This is a genomic window from Herbidospora sp. NBRC 101105 (assembly GCF_030269205.1).
GTDB lineage: Bacteria > Actinomycetota > Actinomycetes > Streptosporangiales > Streptosporangiaceae > Herbidospora > Herbidospora solisilvae.
Genome location: NZ_BSSX01000001.1, coordinates 362,395 through 378,870 on the forward strand (window position 1 = coordinate 362,395; position 16,476 = coordinate 378,870).

The window sequence follows — 16,476 nt, forward strand, 5'->3', positions numbered from 1 at the left end:
AATGGCGTTCCCGATCGTCACACGGACCCTGCACCGTCACATCGACATCGACGGCCTCCGGGTCTTCTACCGCGAATCCGTACCCGAGACCGACCAGTCGCCCGTGCTGCTCCTGCTGCACGGCTTCCCGTCGGCCTCGCACCAATATCGCCGGCTCGTCGACGCCCTCGGCGCCCACTACCGGCTGATCGCGCCCGACCTGCCGGGCTTCGGCCACAGCGACGTCCCGGCGAGCCCGCTGACCTTCGACCGGCTGGGCGAGGTCATGGCGGGCTTCGTCGAGCGGCTCCGCCTCGACCACTTCGTCATGTACGTCTTCGACTACGGCGCCCCGGTCGGCTTCCGCGTGGCCCTGCGCCACCCCGAACGCATCGCCGGCCTGGTGGTCCAGAACGGCAACGCCTACGAGGAGGGCCTGGGCGAGGCCATGCGCAAGCTGGTGGCCCTGCGGCCCGGCCACGAGGGGGAGGAGGCGGCCCGGGAGATGCTGACCCTCCCGGTCACCCGCAAGCAGTACGAGGCGGGCACCGGCGACGTCCAGCTGGTCTCGCCGGACAGCTGGGTGCTCGACCAGTACTTCCTCGACAAGCCCGAACGGGCCCGGCCGCAGCTCGACCTGCTGCTGAACTACCACGCCAACCTGGACCACTACCCGGAGTGGCAGGAGTGGCTCCGCACCCGGCGCCCGCCGATGCTGATCACCTGGGGGGCGAACGACATGTTCTTCCCCGAACCGGGCGCGCACGCCTACCTGCGCGACGTCCCGGACGCCGAGCTGCACGTCTACCCGACGGGCCACTTCGCCCTGGAGGAGTACCTGCCGGAGATCGCGCCGCTGATCGCGAACTTCCTCGACCGGACGTGGAAGACGGTTATCTCTGGGTGAGCCGCGCGACGCGGAAGAACGTGCGCAGGTCGCCGACCAGCAGCTCGGGCGTCTCCATCGCCGGGAAGTGACCGCCCCGGTCGAACTCCGACCAGTGGCCGACGGCGCCCGCCGGGTCGGCGAGGGCGCGGATCGTCATGTCCGCCGCGAACACCGCCACACCCTGCGGCGGCAACGGGGCCGACGGCCACCCGGCCTGGCCGCCGTCCGCCGGGGCGGCGGCCATCTCGCGGTAGGCGCGCATGCCGTCGTACAGGATGCCGGCCGACGACGCGCCGGAGCCGGTGAACCAGTACAGGCTCACGGTGGTGAGCAGCCGGTCGCGGCCCACCGCGTCCTCGGGCAGGTCGGCGGCGGGGTCGGTCCACTCCTTGAACTTCTCCACGATCCAGGCCAGCTGTGCGATCGGCGAGTCGTTCAGCGCGTAGGCGACGGTCTGCGGGCGGGTCGCCTGCAGGTGCAGGTAGCCGAGGCCGTCCTGGCGGAAGGTGTTGAACCGCTCGGCGCGGGCCCGGTCGGCGTCCGACAGGCCGTCGAGCTCGACGGGCGGGCCGAACGGGTAGGGCGACGGGCCGTTCACGTGGGTGGCGACCACGCCGCCGGGGGCGGCCATGGGCAGCAGCGTGGTGACGCCGCCCCCGATGTCGCCGCCCTGCGCGGCGAACCGCTCGTAGCCGAGCCGGCGCATCAGCTCGCCGAACGCGGTGGCCACCCGGAACAGGTCGCCCCAGCCGGGTTCGCGCACCGGGGTGGAGAACGCGAAGCCGGGCAGCGACGGGATCACGACGTGGAAGGCGTCGGCCGGGTCGCCGCCGTGCGCGCGGGGATCGGTCAGGGGGCCGATCACGTCCAGGAAGTCGGCGAAGGAGCCCGGCCAGCCGTGGCTGAGGATCAGCGGCAGCGCGCCGGGCTCGGGGGAGCGGACGTGCAGGAAGTGGATGTCCTGGCCGTCGATCGTGGTGACGAACTGCGGGTGCTCGTTGAGCGCCTTCTCCTGGGCGCGCCAGTCGAACCCGTCGGCCCAGTAGGCCGCCAGCTCCCTGAGGTGGTCCACCGGGACGCCGCGCTCCCAGCCGGCGCCGCCGAGCCGCCGGGGCCAGCGGGCGCGGGTGAGGCGGTCGTGCAGGTCGTCCAGATCGGCCTGCGGGATGTCGACGCGGAACGGGCGGATGTCGGTGTTGTCGTCCATGACGGAAAATCTAGGATCGATACCGGAACATACCGTTCCTGTATCGCGGCAGACTTCATCCCATGTCGGACACGGCACAACGACTGCTGCGGCTGCTCTCCCTCCTGCAGACGCCGCGCGACTGGAGCGGACCGGAACTGGCCGAGCGTCTGGGCGTCACCGTGCGCACGGTGCGCAACGACGTCGAACGCCTGCGCGGCCTCGGCTATCCGGTGGAGGGCGTCAGGGGCGTCACCGGCGGCTACCGGCTCGGGTCGGGCGCGCGGCTGCCGCCGCTGCTGCTCGACGACGACGAGGCGGTCGCCGTCGCGGTCGGGCTGCGGGTGGGCGCCACCCAGGGCGCGGTGACCGGCATCGAGGAGGCGGCGCTGCGGGCCCTGACCAAGCTCGAACAGATGTTGCCCGCCCGGCTGCGCCGCCGGGTCAACGGGCTGCGCGCGCACCTCGTCCCGCTTCCGCAGGCGGGCCCCCGCGTGGACGCCGACACGCTCACCGCCATCGCGGCCGCCGCGCGCGACCACGAGCGGCTCCGGTTCGACTACGTCGGCCACGACGGGGCGGCCGGCCGCCGCGAGGTCGAGCCGCACCGGCTCGCGCACAGCCGGGGCCGCTGGTACCTGGTCGGCTGGGACGTCGCCCGGTCCGACTGGCGCACCTTCCGGGTCGACCGCATGCGGTTGCGCAGCCCGAACGGCCCCCGGTTCACCCCGCGCGAGCCTCCCGGCGGCGACCTGGCGGGCCATGTCGCCACCGGCCTGGCCACCGCCACCTGGCGGTACCGGGCGCGGGTGACGGTCCGCGCGCCGGCCGGGCACGTGCGCGAGCGGCTGCCGCCCGGCGTCCCGGTGGAACCCCTGGGCGACGACGCCTGCGTGGCCGAGGTCGGCTCGGACACGCCCCAGACGCTGGCCTGCCATCTCGGCCTGCTCGACGCCGACTTCGAGGTCACCGGGCCGCCTGAGCTCGTCGCGGAGCTCCGCGCGCTGGCCGACCGCTACCGGCGCGCGGTTCCCGGGGATCGCGGCGCTAGCTGAGCCTGCGGGCTCCCGCCGAGGGCGTGGCGGTGCGGAAGACGGGGGGCTGCCAGCCCTTCGCCTCGTAGGCCTCCGCCACCGTCCGGCGCATCGTGTCGGCGCGGTCGGCCGCGACCAGGGCGATGGCGGAGCCGCCGAAGCCGCCGCCGGTCATGCGGGCGCCCCGCGCGCCGCCCCTGACCGCCGATTCGACCGCCACGTCGAGTTCGGCGCAGCTCACCTCGAACTGGTCGCGCAGCGACAGGTGGGAGGCGTTCAGCAGCGCGCCGATCTCGGCCACCGCACCGGCCCGCAGGAGGCCGACGACGGCTTCCACGCGGTGGTTCTCGGTCACGACGTGCTGGGTGCGTTTGCGCTCGTCTCCGCTCAACCCGGACAGGGCGGCCGCGAGGTCGGTGACGTCGCGCAGGGCCTCGACGCCCAGTTTCGCGGCGGCGCTCTCGCAGTCGGCCCGGCGCCGGGCGTACTGGCCGTCGGCCAGCTCGTGGTGGACGCCGGTGTCGATGATGACGAGTTCGAGGCCCTGGGAGGGCAGGTCGAAGGGGATCGTGCGGCTGCCCAGGGAGCGGCAGTCGAGCAGGAGGACGTGACCCTCCTCCGACAGGGCCGAGGCGGCCTGGTCCATGATGCCGCACGGCATGCCGACGACCTCGTTCTCGGCCCGCTGCCCCAGCAGGGCCAGTTCCATCGGGCTCTGGCCGAGGTCGTAGAGGTCGTTCAGCGCCAGCGCGACCGAGACCTCCAGGGCCGCGCTCGACGACAGGCCCGCGCCCCGGGGGATGTCACCGTCGATCGCGATGTCGGCGCCGCCGACCGGGAGACCGGCCTTCCGCATGGTCAGGGCCACGCCGATCGGGTAGGCCGCCCACCCGGCGACCTCCTCGACCGGGCCGCCGCCCGCCTGCGCCGACACGACCCGCACGCGGTCGTCGGACCGCCGGGCGACCGCCGCCGAGACGCCCCAGGGCACCGCGAAGGGAAGCACCAGGCCGTCGTTGTAGTCGGTGTGTTCGCCGATCAGGTTGACCCGGCCGGGGGCGTGCCAGACGCCCTCGGGGGTGCCGCCGAAGGCGGTCTCAAAGGAGGAAACGACCCGCATGGCCGTTAGGTTATCGCTGTGGTCTCGCCTCTCACCCGCGCCGACGGGGTCCTGCTGAAGCGCGACGATCTTCTGCATCCCGACATCCCCGGCAACAAGTGGCGCAAGCTCAAGTACAACCTCACGGGCGAGCCGATCGTGACCTTCGGCGGGGCCTACTCGAACCACATCAGGGCCGTCGCGGCGGCCGGGCGCGAGTTCGGCTTCCCGACCGGCGGGGTGATCCGGGGCGAGCCGGTCAGGAACGAGGTGCTCGACTTCGCGGTGGCGTGCGGGATGCGGCTGATGTTCCTCGACCGCACGCGCTACCGGGCGAAGACCTCGCCCGAGGTGCTGCGGCTCGTGCGCGAGGAGTTCCCCGGCCACCGCGTGCTGCCCGAGGGCGGGTCGAACGCCGAGGCGGTGCGCGGGTGCATGGAGATCGGGCCCGAGCTGGCCCATCTCGGGGAGGCGGTGGTGTGCTGCCCCGTCGGGACCGGGGGCACGCTGGCCGGCCTCGCGGCCGGGCTGCCGCCGGGGTTCACGGCCGTCGGGTTCTCCGTGCTGAAAGGCGGTTCGTTCCTGTACGACGAGGTCGCCCGCCTCCAGACCGAGGCGCTCGGCCACGTCACACCCAACTGGCGCGTCGAGACCGGGTTCCATTTCGGGGGCTACGCCCGCACCACACCGGAACTGAGCGCGTTCATCGGTGATTTCGAGACCCGGCACGGCCTCCGGCTCGACCACGTCTACACAGCCAAGATGATGTACGGCATCCGCGCCCTCGGCCTCGGTCCCACGGCCGTCGCGGTGATCACCGGTAGGGTGTGAGGGTGCTGCTGGCCGAGGGCGTACACGCCGTGATCACCGATCGCCGTGGCGGCGTGAGCCCGGCCCCGTTCGGCGGCCGGAACCTCGGCGGGGCCGTCGGCGACGACCCCGGCAACGTCGCGGCCAACCGGCGGATGACCGCTCTCGAGGTCGGCGTCGACCCCTCGCGTGTGGTGCTCATGCGCCAGGTCCACGGGCGCGAGGTCGCCTACGTCGACCGGCCGTTCGGCGACGACCCGCCCGGCCTCGACGCGATCTTCACCGCAGAGGAAGGGCTGGCGCTGGTCTCGCTGGCCGCCGACTGCGCCCAGGTGCTGGTGGCCGATCCGGTCGCCCGGCTGGTGGGCGCCGCCCACTCGGGGCGGCCCGGCACGCTCGCCGGAGTGGTGCCCGCCCTGGTCGAGGCCATGGCCGGGCGTGGGGGAGACCCGGGCCGGATGGTCGCGCTGGTCGGTCCGGCCGCCTGCGGGCGGTGCTACGAGGTGCCCGCCGAGATGCGCGAGGAGGTCGCCGCCGTCGTCCCCGAGGCCTGGGCCACGACATCGCGCGGCACCCCGTCGGTCGACCTGCGGGCGGCCATCTCGGCGCAGCTCTCCCGGGCCGGGGTGGGCGACGTCCGGCACGACGCCCGGTGCACCATCGAATCCGGCGATCTCTACTCATACCGCCGCGAAGGGCAGACCGGGCGCTTCGGGGCCTATATCTGGCTCGGCTAGGAACTTTCCCCCCGATTCCGCTCGTTCTCCGGGCATGGGATGGGACTACCGGAAGTCGGTAAAAGTCGGACCGCTGCGCTTTCACCTTTCACGTCACGGCGTCTCCCGCAGCTACGGGGGCCGTCGTTTCCACGTCTATCGCACCCCTGACGGGCGTCGCCACGTGACCGTGCGGCTGCCCGGCGGGTTCCACCTCGGCAAGACGTTCTAGTCTCACTATTCGATACGTATCTTCTCGTATCGCGAGACGGTACTACTCTCGTGCCCATGCACTACACGCATGGGCACCATGAGAGCGTGCTGCGGTCCCACCGCTGGCGCACCGCCGAGAACTCCGCGGCCCACCTGCTGCCGCACCTGACCCCCGACACCACTTTGCTCGACGTGGGCTGCGGCCCCGGCACCATCACCGCCGACCTGGCGGCCCGGGTCGCCCACGTCACCGCCACCGAGATCGGGCCCGGCGAGCTCGGTCTCGCCCGCGCCGAGGCGGAGCGGCGGGGCACGCCGAACATCGCCTTCGAGGTGGCCGACGCGCACGCGCTGCCGTACGGCGACAAGGCCTTCGACGTCGCGCACGCCCACCAGGTCCTGCAGCACCTCGCCGACCCGGTCGGGGCGCTCCGCGAGATGGGCAGGGTCGCCCGGCTGGTCGCCGCCCGCGACAGCGACTACGGCGCGTTCACCTGGTTTCCGGCGCTGCCGGAGCTCGACGAGTGGCTCGCGCTCTACTACGCCGTGGCCCGGCGCAACGACGGCGAGCCCGACGCCGGCCGCCGGATGCTCTCGTGGGCCCGCGCCGCCGGGTTCGCCGACATCGAGGTGTCCACCTCCACCTGGACCTTCGCCACCCCCGACGACCGGGCGTTCTGGGGCGGCATGTGGGCCGACCGCGTCGTGAAGTCGTCGCTGGGCCGCCAGGCCCTGGACGCGGGGCTGGCCACGCCGGAGGATCTGCGGCGCATCGCCGACGGCTGGCTCACCTGGGCCGCCGACCCCGACGGCTTCCTGACGATCGTGCACGGCGAAGTCCTCTGCCGGGCTTGACCCTGACGCTGATGTGAAGGTTTAGCCTGCGGATATGCGGATCGGTGAGCTGGCACGGCGATCGGGTGTGAGCACCCGCTCGCTGCGCCATTACGAGGAGAAGGGCCTGCTGGCCGCCCGCCGGGGCGCCAACGGATACCGCGAGTACGACGAGGCCGACGTGCGGCTCGTCCAGGAGATCCGGGCGCTGATGGCCGTCGGCTTCACCCTGGAGGACGCCCGCCCGTTCGTGGCCTGCCTGCGCGCCGGCAACGAGTCGGGCGGGGTCTGCCCCGAGTCGGTCGACGTCGTCCGCCGCAAGCTCGCCGAGATCGACACCGAGATCCGGGACCTGATGGCCCGCCGCGACGAGATGCTACGGAGGAACACATGATCGAGGTCACCGCGGAGACGTTCGAGCGCGACGTGCTGGGCAGCGACCGCCCGGTGCTGCTCGACTTCTGGGCCGAGTGGTGCCCGCCCTGCAAGATGATCTCCCCCATCCTGGAGGAGATCGAGCGCGAGTACGGCGACAAGGTCGTCATCGCCAAGATCAACGCTGACGAGCACCCGTCGATCGCGCTGCGCTACGACGTCATCGGCCTGCCCACCCTGAACCTCTACCGCGACGGCGAGGTCGTCCACCAGATCAAGGGCGCCCGCCCCAAGCGCGCCATCGTCGACGGGATCGCCCCTCACATCTGAGCCTGGAAGTGCTCGTAGGCCTCGTCGGTGAACAACACGAACCGCACCTCCTCCACCTTCGTGGGGGTCCCCCTGACGGTCTCGACGGCGATCCGGGCCGCGTCGTCCATCGGCCAGCCGTAGATGCCCGCCGACACCGCCGGGAAGGCGACCGTCGTGGCCCCCAGCTCGTCGGCCACTCGCAGCGCCTCGCGATAACACGACGCCAGCGTCTTCGACCGGTCTTCGCTCCTGCTGTGCACCGGCCCGACGGTGTGGATCACCCACTTCGCCGGAAGCCGCCCCGCCGTGGTGGCCACCGCCTGCCCGGGGGGCAGCCCCTTGCCGTAGGCGGAGGCCCGCAGCCTGCGGCACGCCTCCAGAATTTCGCTGCCGCCCTTCCGGTGGATCGCGCCGTCGACGCCGCCCCCTCCCAGCAATGAGGAGTTGGCGGCGTTGACGATCGCGTCGGCCCGCTGATCGGTGATGTCACCCTTGACCACGATGATCCGCATGGCCGCATTGTTCCCGCTGGGGTCAGACGTTCACCACGTCGAACTGCTCCCAGGGCCCGATCGCGGTCCGGTTGGCGATGAGGGGCTGCGCGCCCCCGCCGTCGGCGCAGACCAGGTTGCCGTTGGCCTGGGCACGGAGGCTGATCGTGCCGTTGGGATTGTTGATCACCTGGAAGGTCTCCCACGGCCCGACGGCGGTCCGGTTGGCGACGAGCGGCTGCGCCCCGGCGGCCTCGGCGGCGACGTACATGTTGTTGGCCCGCGATCGGAGGGCGATGGTGCCGTTGCCCAGGTCGACGCGGTCGAACGTGGTCGCGTTGCCGTTCGCGACCAGGGTCGGCCCGGCGTTGACGAGCTGGTTGTTGGCGCGCGAGCGGAGCTGGATGCCCGGGGTCCCGCTGGTGGCCCCGAACCAGGCGAGGTCGAACGCGTCGGCCATGGCCTGGAACCCGGCGTCGTTCGGGTGGAGGTGGTCGCCCGGGTCGTAGGCCGGCAGGAACCGGGTCGGGTTGGCGGGATCGCGCGTGGCGGCGTCGAAGTCGACGACCCGGTCACACCCGCTGCCCGCGCCGCGCACCCACGCGTTGTAGGCGGCGCGGCTGTTCTCGCCTTCCTGCGTCCAGTAGTTCGCCCCCTGGAAGGGGGTGAGCGTGGCGCAGATGAACTGGATGCCCCGGGCGTGCGCCCGGTCGATGAGGTTCTGAGCCCCGGTGATGAGCTGCTGCGCCGTGGGCACGGGCCGGTTCGAACCGACGTCGTTGATGGGGTTGTCGGCGAAGACCACCCACTTCACCCCGGTCTGATTAAGCACGTCGCGCTCGAACCGGTTGATGGCGCTCTGCCCCGCGCCGTCACGGAGCAGCTGGTTGCCGCTGATGCCCTGGTTGACGACACCGACCGTCCGTCCGGACGCGTTGAGCCGGTTCGACAGCAGGTTCGGCCACCGCCGGTTGGCGTTGTGACTGGAGGCGACCCCGTCGACGATCGAGGCCCCCAGCGCCACGACGGTGCCGGTCCCGGCCGCGTTGTCGACGTCGACGCCCGAGAGGACGAAGGTGTCTCCCGTCTCCCCGGTCGGCGTGATTGATGCGTTGCCCGCGACGTTGCCGCTCGCGATGTAACTGGTCTGCAGCGCCGTCTGGTGATAGGTCGCCGGCCCGGTGGCGGACGGCAGGTGGAAACTCACCGCCAGGTCGGAGGAGGCCGCGACCGGCACACTCGCCGCGTCGCTGACGGCCAGCCCCCCGATGGGGATGGTCACCGACCTCTGCCCGCCGAACGTCAGCGTCCGGTCGGTGGCCGGGTCGACCGACGACCCGGTGGTCCTTCTGGCGACGTGCACGTTGGAGACGGTGATGGCACGGGTGCCGAAGGCGTTGGAGAGCTGCACCCGCACGGCCGACCCGCCGATGCTGGTGCGGACGATCTGGCGCAGGGTCTGGTTGTTGAACTCGCGGCTTCCACTCTGGGGCGAGGCCGCCCACGTGCCGAGCCAGGTGGCGGCGGAGGCCGGGGCGGGGAGGTTCGCCGCGACGAGAACCGCGACGAGAGCGGCGGCGAGCGCCCGGATTAACCGTTGCATCGTGTCCTTCTGCCTGTACGAGACCACGCTCGTGATCAGGGCGAGATTAAGCTGACAGGTCTTTGTCGTCAACAGATAGGTTGGATGTCTGGGCGTTGGGAACGTGACAAAGTACACGTTCGAGTGCCTCGAAATCGGACATAGGTCGGATCTGATGGCGGTCCGGGGTGGTGTGGGTTTTCCTGTACGGGAGCGACCCGGATTTGTTCGGATATAGCGGGATTTGATGGATTGTCAGGATGACTGTTTCGATGGTTTTGTTACTCCGGAAACAGTGATATCTCTGGAATTCCTGCGCATCATGCGGTGTGCCCTATACCCTCTGCGGCGTCACGTTTTCAGATGACTGTCCAGAGGGAACCGGCATGCCATTCTCGTGGGGCGATCTCCCGGTGGGGAGGGTGCTCCGCATTGCCGGAGTCGATTCCACTATTGACGCCAATGTCATGGAATTGTTGCTGGACCCTTTACCGGAGACCGGGCCGGCGGTCGTCACGTATGCGGCCGCGGAGTGCGACTCGGTGCCTGAGCTGGTCGGATCCATCCTCCAGGAACTGGAGACGCTGGCCGTCAAGCTCTTTCCCGACTGGCTGCCCGAGGGCGGGAAACTCGACGGCCCGGGTGGCGGCGGAATGGCGGCGGCGCGTGTTCTCGCGATGCGCATGGCGACAGGCACCCGTCATTTCGGACCGTTCCTGGCGGAACTCGCCGCGCACGCGATTCAGCACCGGGACCCGTTCGCCCTCGGGCTCCGGTCCACACGGAGCCGGGCGTTTCCCGCGGAGGTCCGCGCGGCCGGGCTGGCCCGGGTCGTCGGGGCCGCTTTCCGGCGTTGTGAGGTGGCGCTCGTCGTCCACGTGCCGGAGAAGCTGAGCTCCCACGGCGAGACGGTGCTGGTCGCCGGATCTGAATGGCTGGCCCATCAGAGCGGGATGGGCGTCTGGCTGGTCGGCCCCGAGGTGAAGCGGGTCGAGACCGTTCACCTGAAGGTCCCGGAGGCGGTCGCCCGGCTGGCCCGCGAACTTCCGCCGTCCGAGACGCCCGTCGAGGTCCTCCGGGTGCCGCCGCTCCGTGGTGAGCCCGCCCGCTACAGCGAGGTCGAGCAGGCCGTGGAGAAGGCCCTGCTCGACTGCCCCTGGGCCCACGGGCGCGAATGGAACCAGACCTACGCGTCGACCGACTCGCTGTTCGTGACGATCCGCACGGATCTGATGTGGGCGCGGGAGAAGTGCGTCGTCGAACTCGACGGTCCCGAGCACCGGACAGCGGCCAAGGCCGAGATGGACCGAATTCGGGACCGGCGTTTGGAACGTGACGGGTTCACCGTGTTGCGCTTCACCAACGAGCAGGTGCTCGACGATCTGCCGGCGGTGCTCCGCCGGATCAAGGAATTCCTCCTGGGGCGACGCCTCGGACTGAACGAAGGAGCAGGTTGATGTCCGAAGAAAGACTCACATACCGGCAGGTTGCGGCCCTCCTTGTGCTCAAGGAGCTGGGCACCGCCGTGGGTCACAAGGATTTGAAGGAGAACTGGGGCCTGGACCTCGACGCCAAGAACCGTGCGGGGTTGGTCGACGCCAAGCTGATCGAGTCGGAGAAGCGGGAGCGCGGCACCATCTGGTATTCGGTCACGCCCGACGGTGAGGAGAGGGCGCTGGAAGAGGTGCAGAAGGGGGTCGCGGTGACCTCGCGGTCGGGCAAGACTCTGGCGTTGCTCTACCTGCGCACCCTGCTGAGGCCCGAGACGCCGGTCGCCGTGGAGTCGGTGCCCGAACCGGTGGCGGCTCCGGCCGGGCGCACGGACGACGAGGTGGAGGACCGCATCCGCGAGGCCTACGCGAAGATCACTCCCGGAGTGGGGGAGTGGGTGTCGCTGACGAAGTTGCGGCCGCTGCTGAGCGACATCGACCGGTCCGAGCAGGACAACGCCCTGCGCCGGATGTTGCTGAACGCGCCCGAGGTCCACATCCTCGCCGCGGCGATCGTCGGCCACCTGTCGCCCGAGGACCACGCCGCCGCCGTCATGATCGGCAACGAGCCGAACCATCAGCTGCGGATCGGCGCCCGCTGATGATCACAGACTGGTACGCGATCAGCTCGCTGAACATCATCTCGACGGTCAACGGCGCCGAGGACGTGTGGCACCCGGTGCCGTTCCACGTCGAGGGGATGCATCCCCAGGCGTCGAAGGCGCTCACCTCGGGCCTGGACGCCGCCGCCCTCAGCGTGGGCACCTCCAGCCCGATCGGCGTCGTCCTCGAAGGGACGGCGGGCAGCGGCAAGACGCACCTGATGAGCTGGCTGCGCGAGCAGGTCATCCGGCGCGACGGTTACTTCTTCCTGATGAGCGTGCTCGACGCGCGCAACTTCTGGGAGAGCGCCCTGGTGTCCATCCAGGACGGTCTCGCCAGGATCGGGGCCGACGAGGAGAGCCAGCTCAAGCGCTTCCTCCGCAACCTGACAGAGCCGATGTCACTGCCCCGCCGGACCCAGCAGGCCGTGATCGGCAACCAGCCTCTGGAGAAGGAACACCTGAAGGAGTTCCTGCAGGGGCTGCACAAGCGGGACTCCCGGGTGTTCATGGAGGCGCAGGACACCGCTCGCGCGCTGGTCCTGCTCGCCTCCAGCGACTACAACCTGGCCAGCCTGGGCGACGGCTACATGTACGGGATGGAGGACTTCGACGGAAGCCGCCGGGATTGGGGATTCCGGCCGGTCATCCGGACCCCCCAGGAGCTGGTCCGGGACATCTCCCGGCTGCTCGCGATGACCGGGCCCAGCGTCATGGCCTTCGACCAGCTCGACCCGCTCATCAACTCGATGGCGCTGTTCGGGAACGGCGAGGTCGACCCTCGCACGCGGGCCACGGCTCTGCAGATCGCCCACGGGCTGACCTCGCTGCGCGAGGTGACCAGCAGGACCCTCTCGGTCGTGTCATGCCTCCCGGACACGTGGATCCTGCTCAGGCAACTGTCGGTCGCCAGCTTCAAGGACCGGTTCGAGCAGACCACCGTCCTGAAGCGCGTCCCGTCGCCCGAGGTGGGCCGCGAGCTGGTGATCCGGCGGCTCGCGGAGCACTTCAAGAGCATCGGGTTCGAGCCGCCCTACCCGACGTGGCCGGTCCGGCCGGAGGCGTTCGCCGAAGCGCCGTTCTACACGCCGCGGAACATCCTCCGCGCCCTCACCGACCACATCGGGGCCTGCGTCGCGCGGGGCGAGGTGAAAGAGCTCTTCCGGTTCGACGGGGTCGAGACGCACCACGTCGAACCGGTCACCGCGATACAGACGACGCTCAGCGAAGTCCACGGCATCGAGACCAAGTTCGCCCTGCTGGAAGACGCCGCCCACGTCACCGGAGCCCTCGACGCGACGCAGGAGGACGCCGTCCTGCCCGGCCTGCTCGCCGCCGGGCTGCAGGCCTGGGCCATCGAGAAGGGCGACGACTCGACGACCTACAAGGTCGACCCGACCTTCGGCCAGAAGACCTCCCTGCACGCGCGGCTCCGCCAGATCCTCGACGAGGCCAGGGAGGACGAGATCCACTGGGCGATCCGCGGCATCAGCGCCAAGCATCCGAACGCGGCGCTGACCCGGCTGAAGCGGGCGGCCATCGCGGCGGGTCTCGAAGCCGAGACGCCCAAGCGCAGGCTCATCGTGCTCCGGAACGTTCCGTGGGCCGCCGGGCCGAAGACCCAGCAGGCCCTGGCCGACTTCCGGGCCCGGGGCGGCCGGGTCGTCACCGTCGACGAGGACGACCTGAGGACCCTCAGCGCTCTCCGTGACCTGATGGCGCAGAACCCGCCCAGCCTCAACAAGTGGCTGGTCCTCAAGCGGCCGGCCAGCGCGATCAAGCTGCTCAGGGACGTCCTCGAAGGCTGGTCCGACGAGCCGCAGGCCGCTCCGCAGGTGCACCACGTCCCAAAAGCACCTGAGGGCGACATCCTTGAGGAGCCGCCCGCACTGCCGACCCGCGAGGCGGGCACTTCGGGGCACTCGCCCGTGACCCTCGTCGGGCCGGTGGACCTGCCCGCCAAGGCGCCCACCCTGGTCGTCGGCCGGTCTTATGAGCGTGGGCTGCCCGTCTCGGTCGAGCTGGAGGCGCTGCGGAAGCACACCGCGATCTTCGCCGGTTCCGGCTCGGGCAAGACCGTCCTGATCAGGCGGATCATCGAAGAGTGCGCGTTGCAGGGCGTCTCCTCGATCGTGCTCGACACCAACAACGACCTCGCCCGGCTCGGTGACGCCTGGCCCGAGGAGCCCTCCGCCTGGGGGCCCGGCGACGCCGCGCGGGCGGCACGCTACATCGCCGACACCGACGTCGTCATCTGGACCCCGCGCCGGGAGAAGGGGCGGCCGCTGGCGTTCCGGCCGCTGCCGGACTTCGCCGGTGTCCGGGACGACGTCGACGAGTTCAACGAGGCCGTCGACGCCGCCGTGGCGGCGCTGGTTCCCAGGGCCAAGGCCGAGGGCAACACGAGCAAGGCCGAAGTGGCGCGGGCGGTGCTCAAGGAGGCCGTCGTCCACTTCGGGAGATACGGGAGCGGGGGGCTCAACGGGCTCGTCGGGCTGCTGGCCGACTTTCCCGAGGACATCAGCCGGATCAGCGGCGCGGTCAAGATCGCCGATGGGCTGGCGCAGGTGCTCAGGGCCGCGATGGTCAACGATCCGCTGTTCGGCGGCGAGGGGCAGCCGGTCGATCCCGGGCGGTTGCTCACCCCGGCAGCCGGCAAGCGGGCGCGGGTCTCGGTCATCTCGTTCGTGGGGCTGCAGAGCGACTCCGAGCGGCAGTCGTTCGTGAACCAGCTGCAGATGGCGCTGTTCGCCTGGATCAAGAAGAACCCGGCGGGTGACCGGCCGCTGGGCGGGTTGTTCGTCATGGACGAGGCGCAGAACTTCGCGCCCTCCGGAGCCTCCACCGTGTGCACGCAGAGCACGCTCGCGCTCGCCTCCCAGGCCCGGAAGTACGGGCTGGGGCTGGTGTTCGCGACGCAGGCGCCCAAGGGGCTGCACAACCGGATCCCCGGCAACGCGGCCACCCAGTTCTACGGGCTGCTCAACGCGCAGGTGCAGATCGAGGCGGCCAAGGAGATGGCCCGGGTCAAGGGCGGCAGGGCCGACGACATCGGGTCGCTGCGCAGCGGCCAGTTCTACGTCGCCCCCGAGGGGGCGGGGTTCGCGAAGGTGCGGACACCCCTGTGCCTGAGCCACCACCCCCGGGCGCCGCTCACCACCGAGGAGGTCATCGACCGGGCGAGCCGGTGATCCTGCCGGTCAGCCAGAACTCGCCCGGGTCGTGCTCACCCCGCAGGGTGGGGAGGATCGTGCGCGGCACCAGGACGTTCGTCCCGGGGTGCGGCTGCACGACCTCCCCCTCCCGCCGGACCCCCGTCGGCCATTCGGATTCCGTCACGTCCTCGATGCGGGACAGGCCCTGGTCCGAGATCGCCCACGCGTAGCCCTTGCCGCTGTCACGGCCTGTTTCGGTGTCGCGGTTCACGGCGAAGGCGGCCTCCGCGGTGAAAAGGCGGCGGGCCGACACGACCCGGTGGACGCGCAGGTGGTCGGCTACGCCCGGGATCAGCCACGTCTCGATCTCGACGTCGTCCCACGGGGACCAGCGCAGCTGGAGGTCGCCGACGGACTCCGGGACCTCGCAGCAGCGCCAGTGCACGCCGTCGTCGCTCAGCGCCAGGGTGTTGTCGAAGGCGCCCTGGTCCAGGCCGTGGCTTCCGGCGGGGACGCTGAAGCCGAAGACCGTCGAGTAGGCGAACTTGGCGTATTTCGCCGCGCCGCCGCGGGCCCACATGTTGTGCTGCGCCGTGCTCAGCACGATCACGTGGCGGCCTTCGTCCGACCGGATCACGGCCGTGCCGGCCTCGGGCTGGTGGACGACGCCGTCGGGCATCGGCGCGGGGGTTTCGGGAGTGGTCCAGAACGGGTGGTGGTCCGGCAGGGCCAGCGGCAGGAACGCCTTCATGGCCCAGTAGGGCGACCCGGGGGCGTTGTACTGCTCGGCGAGCAGCGGCTGCGGATAGGCGTAGCCGATCGTCAGGACGCCGTCGCGGGTGGCCACGTCGCGGCCGTCCCACCAGCGCAGGTGGCGGAGCAGGTAGCCCTTGGTCTCGCCCCACGGCAGCGCGTCGACCCCGGCGAAGGCCAGGGCGCCCCAGAACGCGGCCTGGGCGTGCCGGTAGGTCATCGACCGGCCGAAGGGCACGGCCGCGCCGTCGGCGGCGAACCAGTGGCGGAAGTCGAGGGCGAACTCCCCCGCACGGGTGCGGAAGCGCTCGGCTCGGGCGTTGTCGCTCAGACCGGCGTAGATGAGGCCGTAGTAGTGCATCGCGAACGGCACGTAGTAGTCCCGCTGGGCGGTCGGGCCGTCGGAGTACCAGCCGCGGCCCAGGGCGAACGACTCCAGCCGGTCGAGCCGGGCCTCGACCGGCGGCTCGTCGAAGGGCACGCCGACACGGCGCAGGCCCAGGCCGACCAGGACGGGGAAGAACTGCCAGTTGTTGTCCACGCCCGAGCGGGCCAAGGCCTGGGAGAGCCACGTCGCCACGCGGTCGCGCTGGGCTCCGCTCAGGCCGTCCCACAACCGGTCGGGCGCCAGGGCGAGGGCGAAGCCGAGCGCGGCCGTCTCCACCAGGCGCTGGTCGACCTCGGCGATGTCGCCCCAGTATTCGGGGTGGCCGGGGTCGGTGCCGTTCGCCAGGCCCTCGCGCCACGGGTCCAGGTCCTCACCCAAGGGCGCCAGGCCCCACAGGGGGCGGGCGAAGGCCTCCAGTTCGGCGGCGGCGTCGTCGTAGTGGGCGGTGTTGACGCCGAGTCTCAGGCGGGCCCGGCCGGGGCTGAAGAAGGGGTGGAGCGGGGTGACGAGATCCCGGACGAGCTGGGCCATCGACGCACGATCCGCTGCCATCTCGCTCCTGTCAATA

16 protein-coding genes are annotated in these 16,476 nt (G+C 71.1%); 11 read left to right on the forward strand and 5 right to left on the reverse strand.

Annotation, left to right across the window (positions count from 1 at the left end; genetic code table 11):
- Position 1 precedes the first annotated feature (1 nt).
- Positions 2–886, forward strand: a complete 885-nt coding sequence (locus QSK34_RS01610) for an alpha/beta fold hydrolase (protein WP_285579092.1) — start codon at positions 2–4, stop codon at positions 884–886.
- Here QSK34_RS01610 and QSK34_RS01615 read toward each other — a convergent pair.
- Complete coding sequence (locus tag QSK34_RS01615) at positions 873–2,075, reverse strand: epoxide hydrolase family protein (RefSeq protein WP_285579094.1); 1,203 nt, start codon at positions 2,073–2,075, stop codon at positions 873–875. The genes QSK34_RS01610 and QSK34_RS01615 overlap by 14 nt on opposite strands.
- 62 nt (positions 2,076–2,137) lie before the next feature.
- Here QSK34_RS01615 and QSK34_RS01620 point away from each other — a divergent pair, with 62 nt between their 5' ends.
- Positions 2,138–3,109 carry a helix-turn-helix transcriptional regulator gene (locus tag QSK34_RS01620; protein WP_285579096.1) on the forward strand — a complete coding sequence of 324 codons (972 nt, stop codon included), beginning with the start codon at positions 2,138–2,140 and terminating at the stop codon, positions 3,107–3,109.
- Here QSK34_RS01620 and galK read toward each other — a convergent pair.
- Positions 3,102–4,208 (reverse strand): galactokinase, encoded by a 1,107-nt coding sequence (gene galK, locus QSK34_RS01625; RefSeq protein WP_285579098.1) that lies wholly within the window; start codon positions 4,206–4,208, stop codon positions 3,102–3,104. The two genes, QSK34_RS01620 and galK, sit on opposite strands and share 8 nt — an antisense overlap.
- 18 nt (positions 4,209–4,226) lie before the next feature.
- Here galK and QSK34_RS01630 point away from each other — a divergent pair, with 18 nt between their 5' ends.
- Genes QSK34_RS01630 through trxA form a run of 6 tightly spaced genes read left to right on the forward strand, consistent with a single transcriptional unit; the run spans position 4,227 to position 7,465 of the window.
- Positions 4,227–5,018, forward strand: a complete 792-nt coding sequence (locus QSK34_RS01630) for a 1-aminocyclopropane-1-carboxylate deaminase/D-cysteine desulfhydrase (protein WP_285579100.1) — start codon at positions 4,227–4,229, stop codon at positions 5,016–5,018.
- Positions 5,019–5,020: 2 nt separating this feature from the next.
- On the forward strand, positions 5,021–5,734 hold the full coding sequence (locus QSK34_RS01635; RefSeq protein WP_285579102.1) for a purine nucleoside phosphorylase YfiH/LACC1 family protein: 714 nt from the start codon (positions 5,021–5,023) through the stop codon (positions 5,732–5,734).
- Between the two features lie 34 nt (positions 5,735–5,768).
- A complete protein-coding gene (locus QSK34_RS01640) occupies positions 5,769–5,945 on the forward strand; it encodes a DUF4236 domain-containing protein (RefSeq protein WP_285579104.1) in 177 nt (58 codons plus the stop codon).
- 56 nt (positions 5,946–6,001) lie between these two features.
- Positions 6,002–6,781, forward strand: a complete 780-nt coding sequence (locus tag QSK34_RS01645) for a class I SAM-dependent methyltransferase (protein WP_285579106.1) — start codon at positions 6,002–6,004, stop codon at positions 6,779–6,781.
- A 34-nt stretch (positions 6,782–6,815) separates the two neighbouring features.
- Entirely contained in the window at positions 6,816–7,154 is a 339-nt protein-coding gene (locus QSK34_RS01650; protein WP_062352537.1) for a MerR family transcriptional regulator, read from the forward strand.
- Entirely contained in the window at positions 7,151–7,465 is a 315-nt protein-coding gene (gene trxA, locus QSK34_RS01655; protein ID WP_285579110.1) for a thioredoxin, read from the forward strand. The genes QSK34_RS01650 and trxA overlap by 4 nt, the downstream gene beginning before the upstream one ends.
- Here the strand turns inward: trxA and QSK34_RS01660 are convergent.
- A complete protein-coding gene (locus QSK34_RS01660) occupies positions 7,456–7,959 on the reverse strand; it encodes an O-acetyl-ADP-ribose deacetylase (RefSeq protein WP_030450667.1) in 504 nt (167 codons plus the stop codon). The genes trxA and QSK34_RS01660 overlap by 10 nt on opposite strands.
- Before the next feature lie 22 nt (positions 7,960–7,981).
- Entirely contained in the window at positions 7,982–9,541 is a 1,560-nt protein-coding gene (locus tag QSK34_RS01665; RefSeq protein ID WP_285579114.1) for a GDSL-type esterase/lipase family protein, read from the reverse strand.
- Between the two features lie 446 nt (positions 9,542–9,987).
- Here QSK34_RS01665 and QSK34_RS01670 point away from each other — a divergent pair, with 446 nt between their 5' ends.
- Genes QSK34_RS01670 through QSK34_RS01680 form a run of 3 tightly spaced genes read left to right on the forward strand, consistent with a single transcriptional unit; the run spans position 9,988 to position 14,803 of the window.
- Positions 9,988–10,977 (forward strand): endonuclease domain-containing protein, encoded by a 990-nt coding sequence (locus QSK34_RS01670; RefSeq protein ID WP_285579116.1) that lies wholly within the window; start codon positions 9,988–9,990, stop codon positions 10,975–10,977.
- Entirely contained in the window at positions 10,977–11,612 is a 636-nt protein-coding gene (locus QSK34_RS01675) for a hypothetical protein (RefSeq protein ID WP_285579118.1), read from the forward strand. The genes QSK34_RS01670 and QSK34_RS01675 overlap by 1 nt, the downstream gene beginning before the upstream one ends.
- The gene (locus tag QSK34_RS01680) at positions 11,612–14,803 is read left to right on the forward strand and encodes an ATP-binding protein (RefSeq protein ID WP_285579120.1); all 3,192 of its coding nucleotides are present in this window, start codon (positions 11,612–11,614) and stop codon (positions 14,801–14,803) included. Before QSK34_RS01675 ends, QSK34_RS01680 begins: the two co-directional genes overlap by 1 nt.
- Here the strand turns inward: QSK34_RS01680 and QSK34_RS01685 are convergent.
- Positions 14,781–16,460, reverse strand: coding sequence for a DUF2264 domain-containing protein (locus QSK34_RS01685; protein WP_285579122.1), 1,680 nt, complete (start codon positions 16,458–16,460; stop codon positions 14,781–14,783). The two genes, QSK34_RS01680 and QSK34_RS01685, sit on opposite strands and share 23 nt — an antisense overlap.
- Positions 16,461–16,476 lie beyond the last annotated feature (16 nt).

Coding starts and splice junctions, on each gene's coding strand:
- QSK34_RS01685 (WP_285579122.1), bottom strand. CDS start 16,460: ATGGCAGCGGATCGTGCGTCGATGGCCCAGCTCGTCCGGGATCTCGTC.
- QSK34_RS01660 (WP_030450667.1), bottom strand. CDS start 7,959: ATGCGGATCATCGTGGTCAAGGGTGACATCACCGATCAGCGGGCCGAC.
- QSK34_RS01640 (WP_285579104.1), top strand. CDS start 5,769: ATGGGATGGGACTACCGGAAGTCGGTAAAAGTCGGACCGCTGCGCTTT.
- galK (WP_285579098.1), bottom strand. CDS start 4,208: ATGCGGGTCGTTTCCTCCTTTGAGACCGCCTTCGGCGGCACCCCCGAG.
- QSK34_RS01670 (WP_285579116.1), top strand. CDS start 9,988: ATGGAATTGTTGCTGGACCCTTTACCGGAGACCGGGCCGGCGGTCGTC.
- QSK34_RS01610 (WP_285579092.1), top strand. CDS start 2: ATGGCGTTCCCGATCGTCACACGGACCCTGCACCGTCACATCGACATC.
- QSK34_RS01615 (WP_285579094.1), bottom strand. CDS start 2,075: ATGGACGACAACACCGACATCCGCCCGTTCCGCGTCGACATCCCGCAG.
- QSK34_RS01645 (WP_285579106.1), top strand. CDS start 6,002: ATGCACTACACGCATGGGCACCATGAGAGCGTGCTGCGGTCCCACCGC.
- QSK34_RS01665 (WP_285579114.1), bottom strand. CDS start 9,541: ATGCAACGGTTAATCCGGGCGCTCGCCGCCGCTCTCGTCGCGGTTCTC.
- QSK34_RS01680 (WP_285579120.1), top strand. CDS start 11,612: ATGATCACAGACTGGTACGCGATCAGCTCGCTGAACATCATCTCGACG.
- QSK34_RS01675 (WP_285579118.1), top strand. CDS start 10,977: ATGTCCGAAGAAAGACTCACATACCGGCAGGTTGCGGCCCTCCTTGTG.
- QSK34_RS01620 (WP_285579096.1), top strand. CDS start 2,138: ATGTCGGACACGGCACAACGACTGCTGCGGCTGCTCTCCCTCCTGCAG.
- QSK34_RS01650 (WP_062352537.1), top strand. CDS start 6,816: ATGCGGATCGGTGAGCTGGCACGGCGATCGGGTGTGAGCACCCGCTCG.
- trxA (WP_285579110.1), top strand. CDS start 7,151: ATGATCGAGGTCACCGCGGAGACGTTCGAGCGCGACGTGCTGGGCAGC.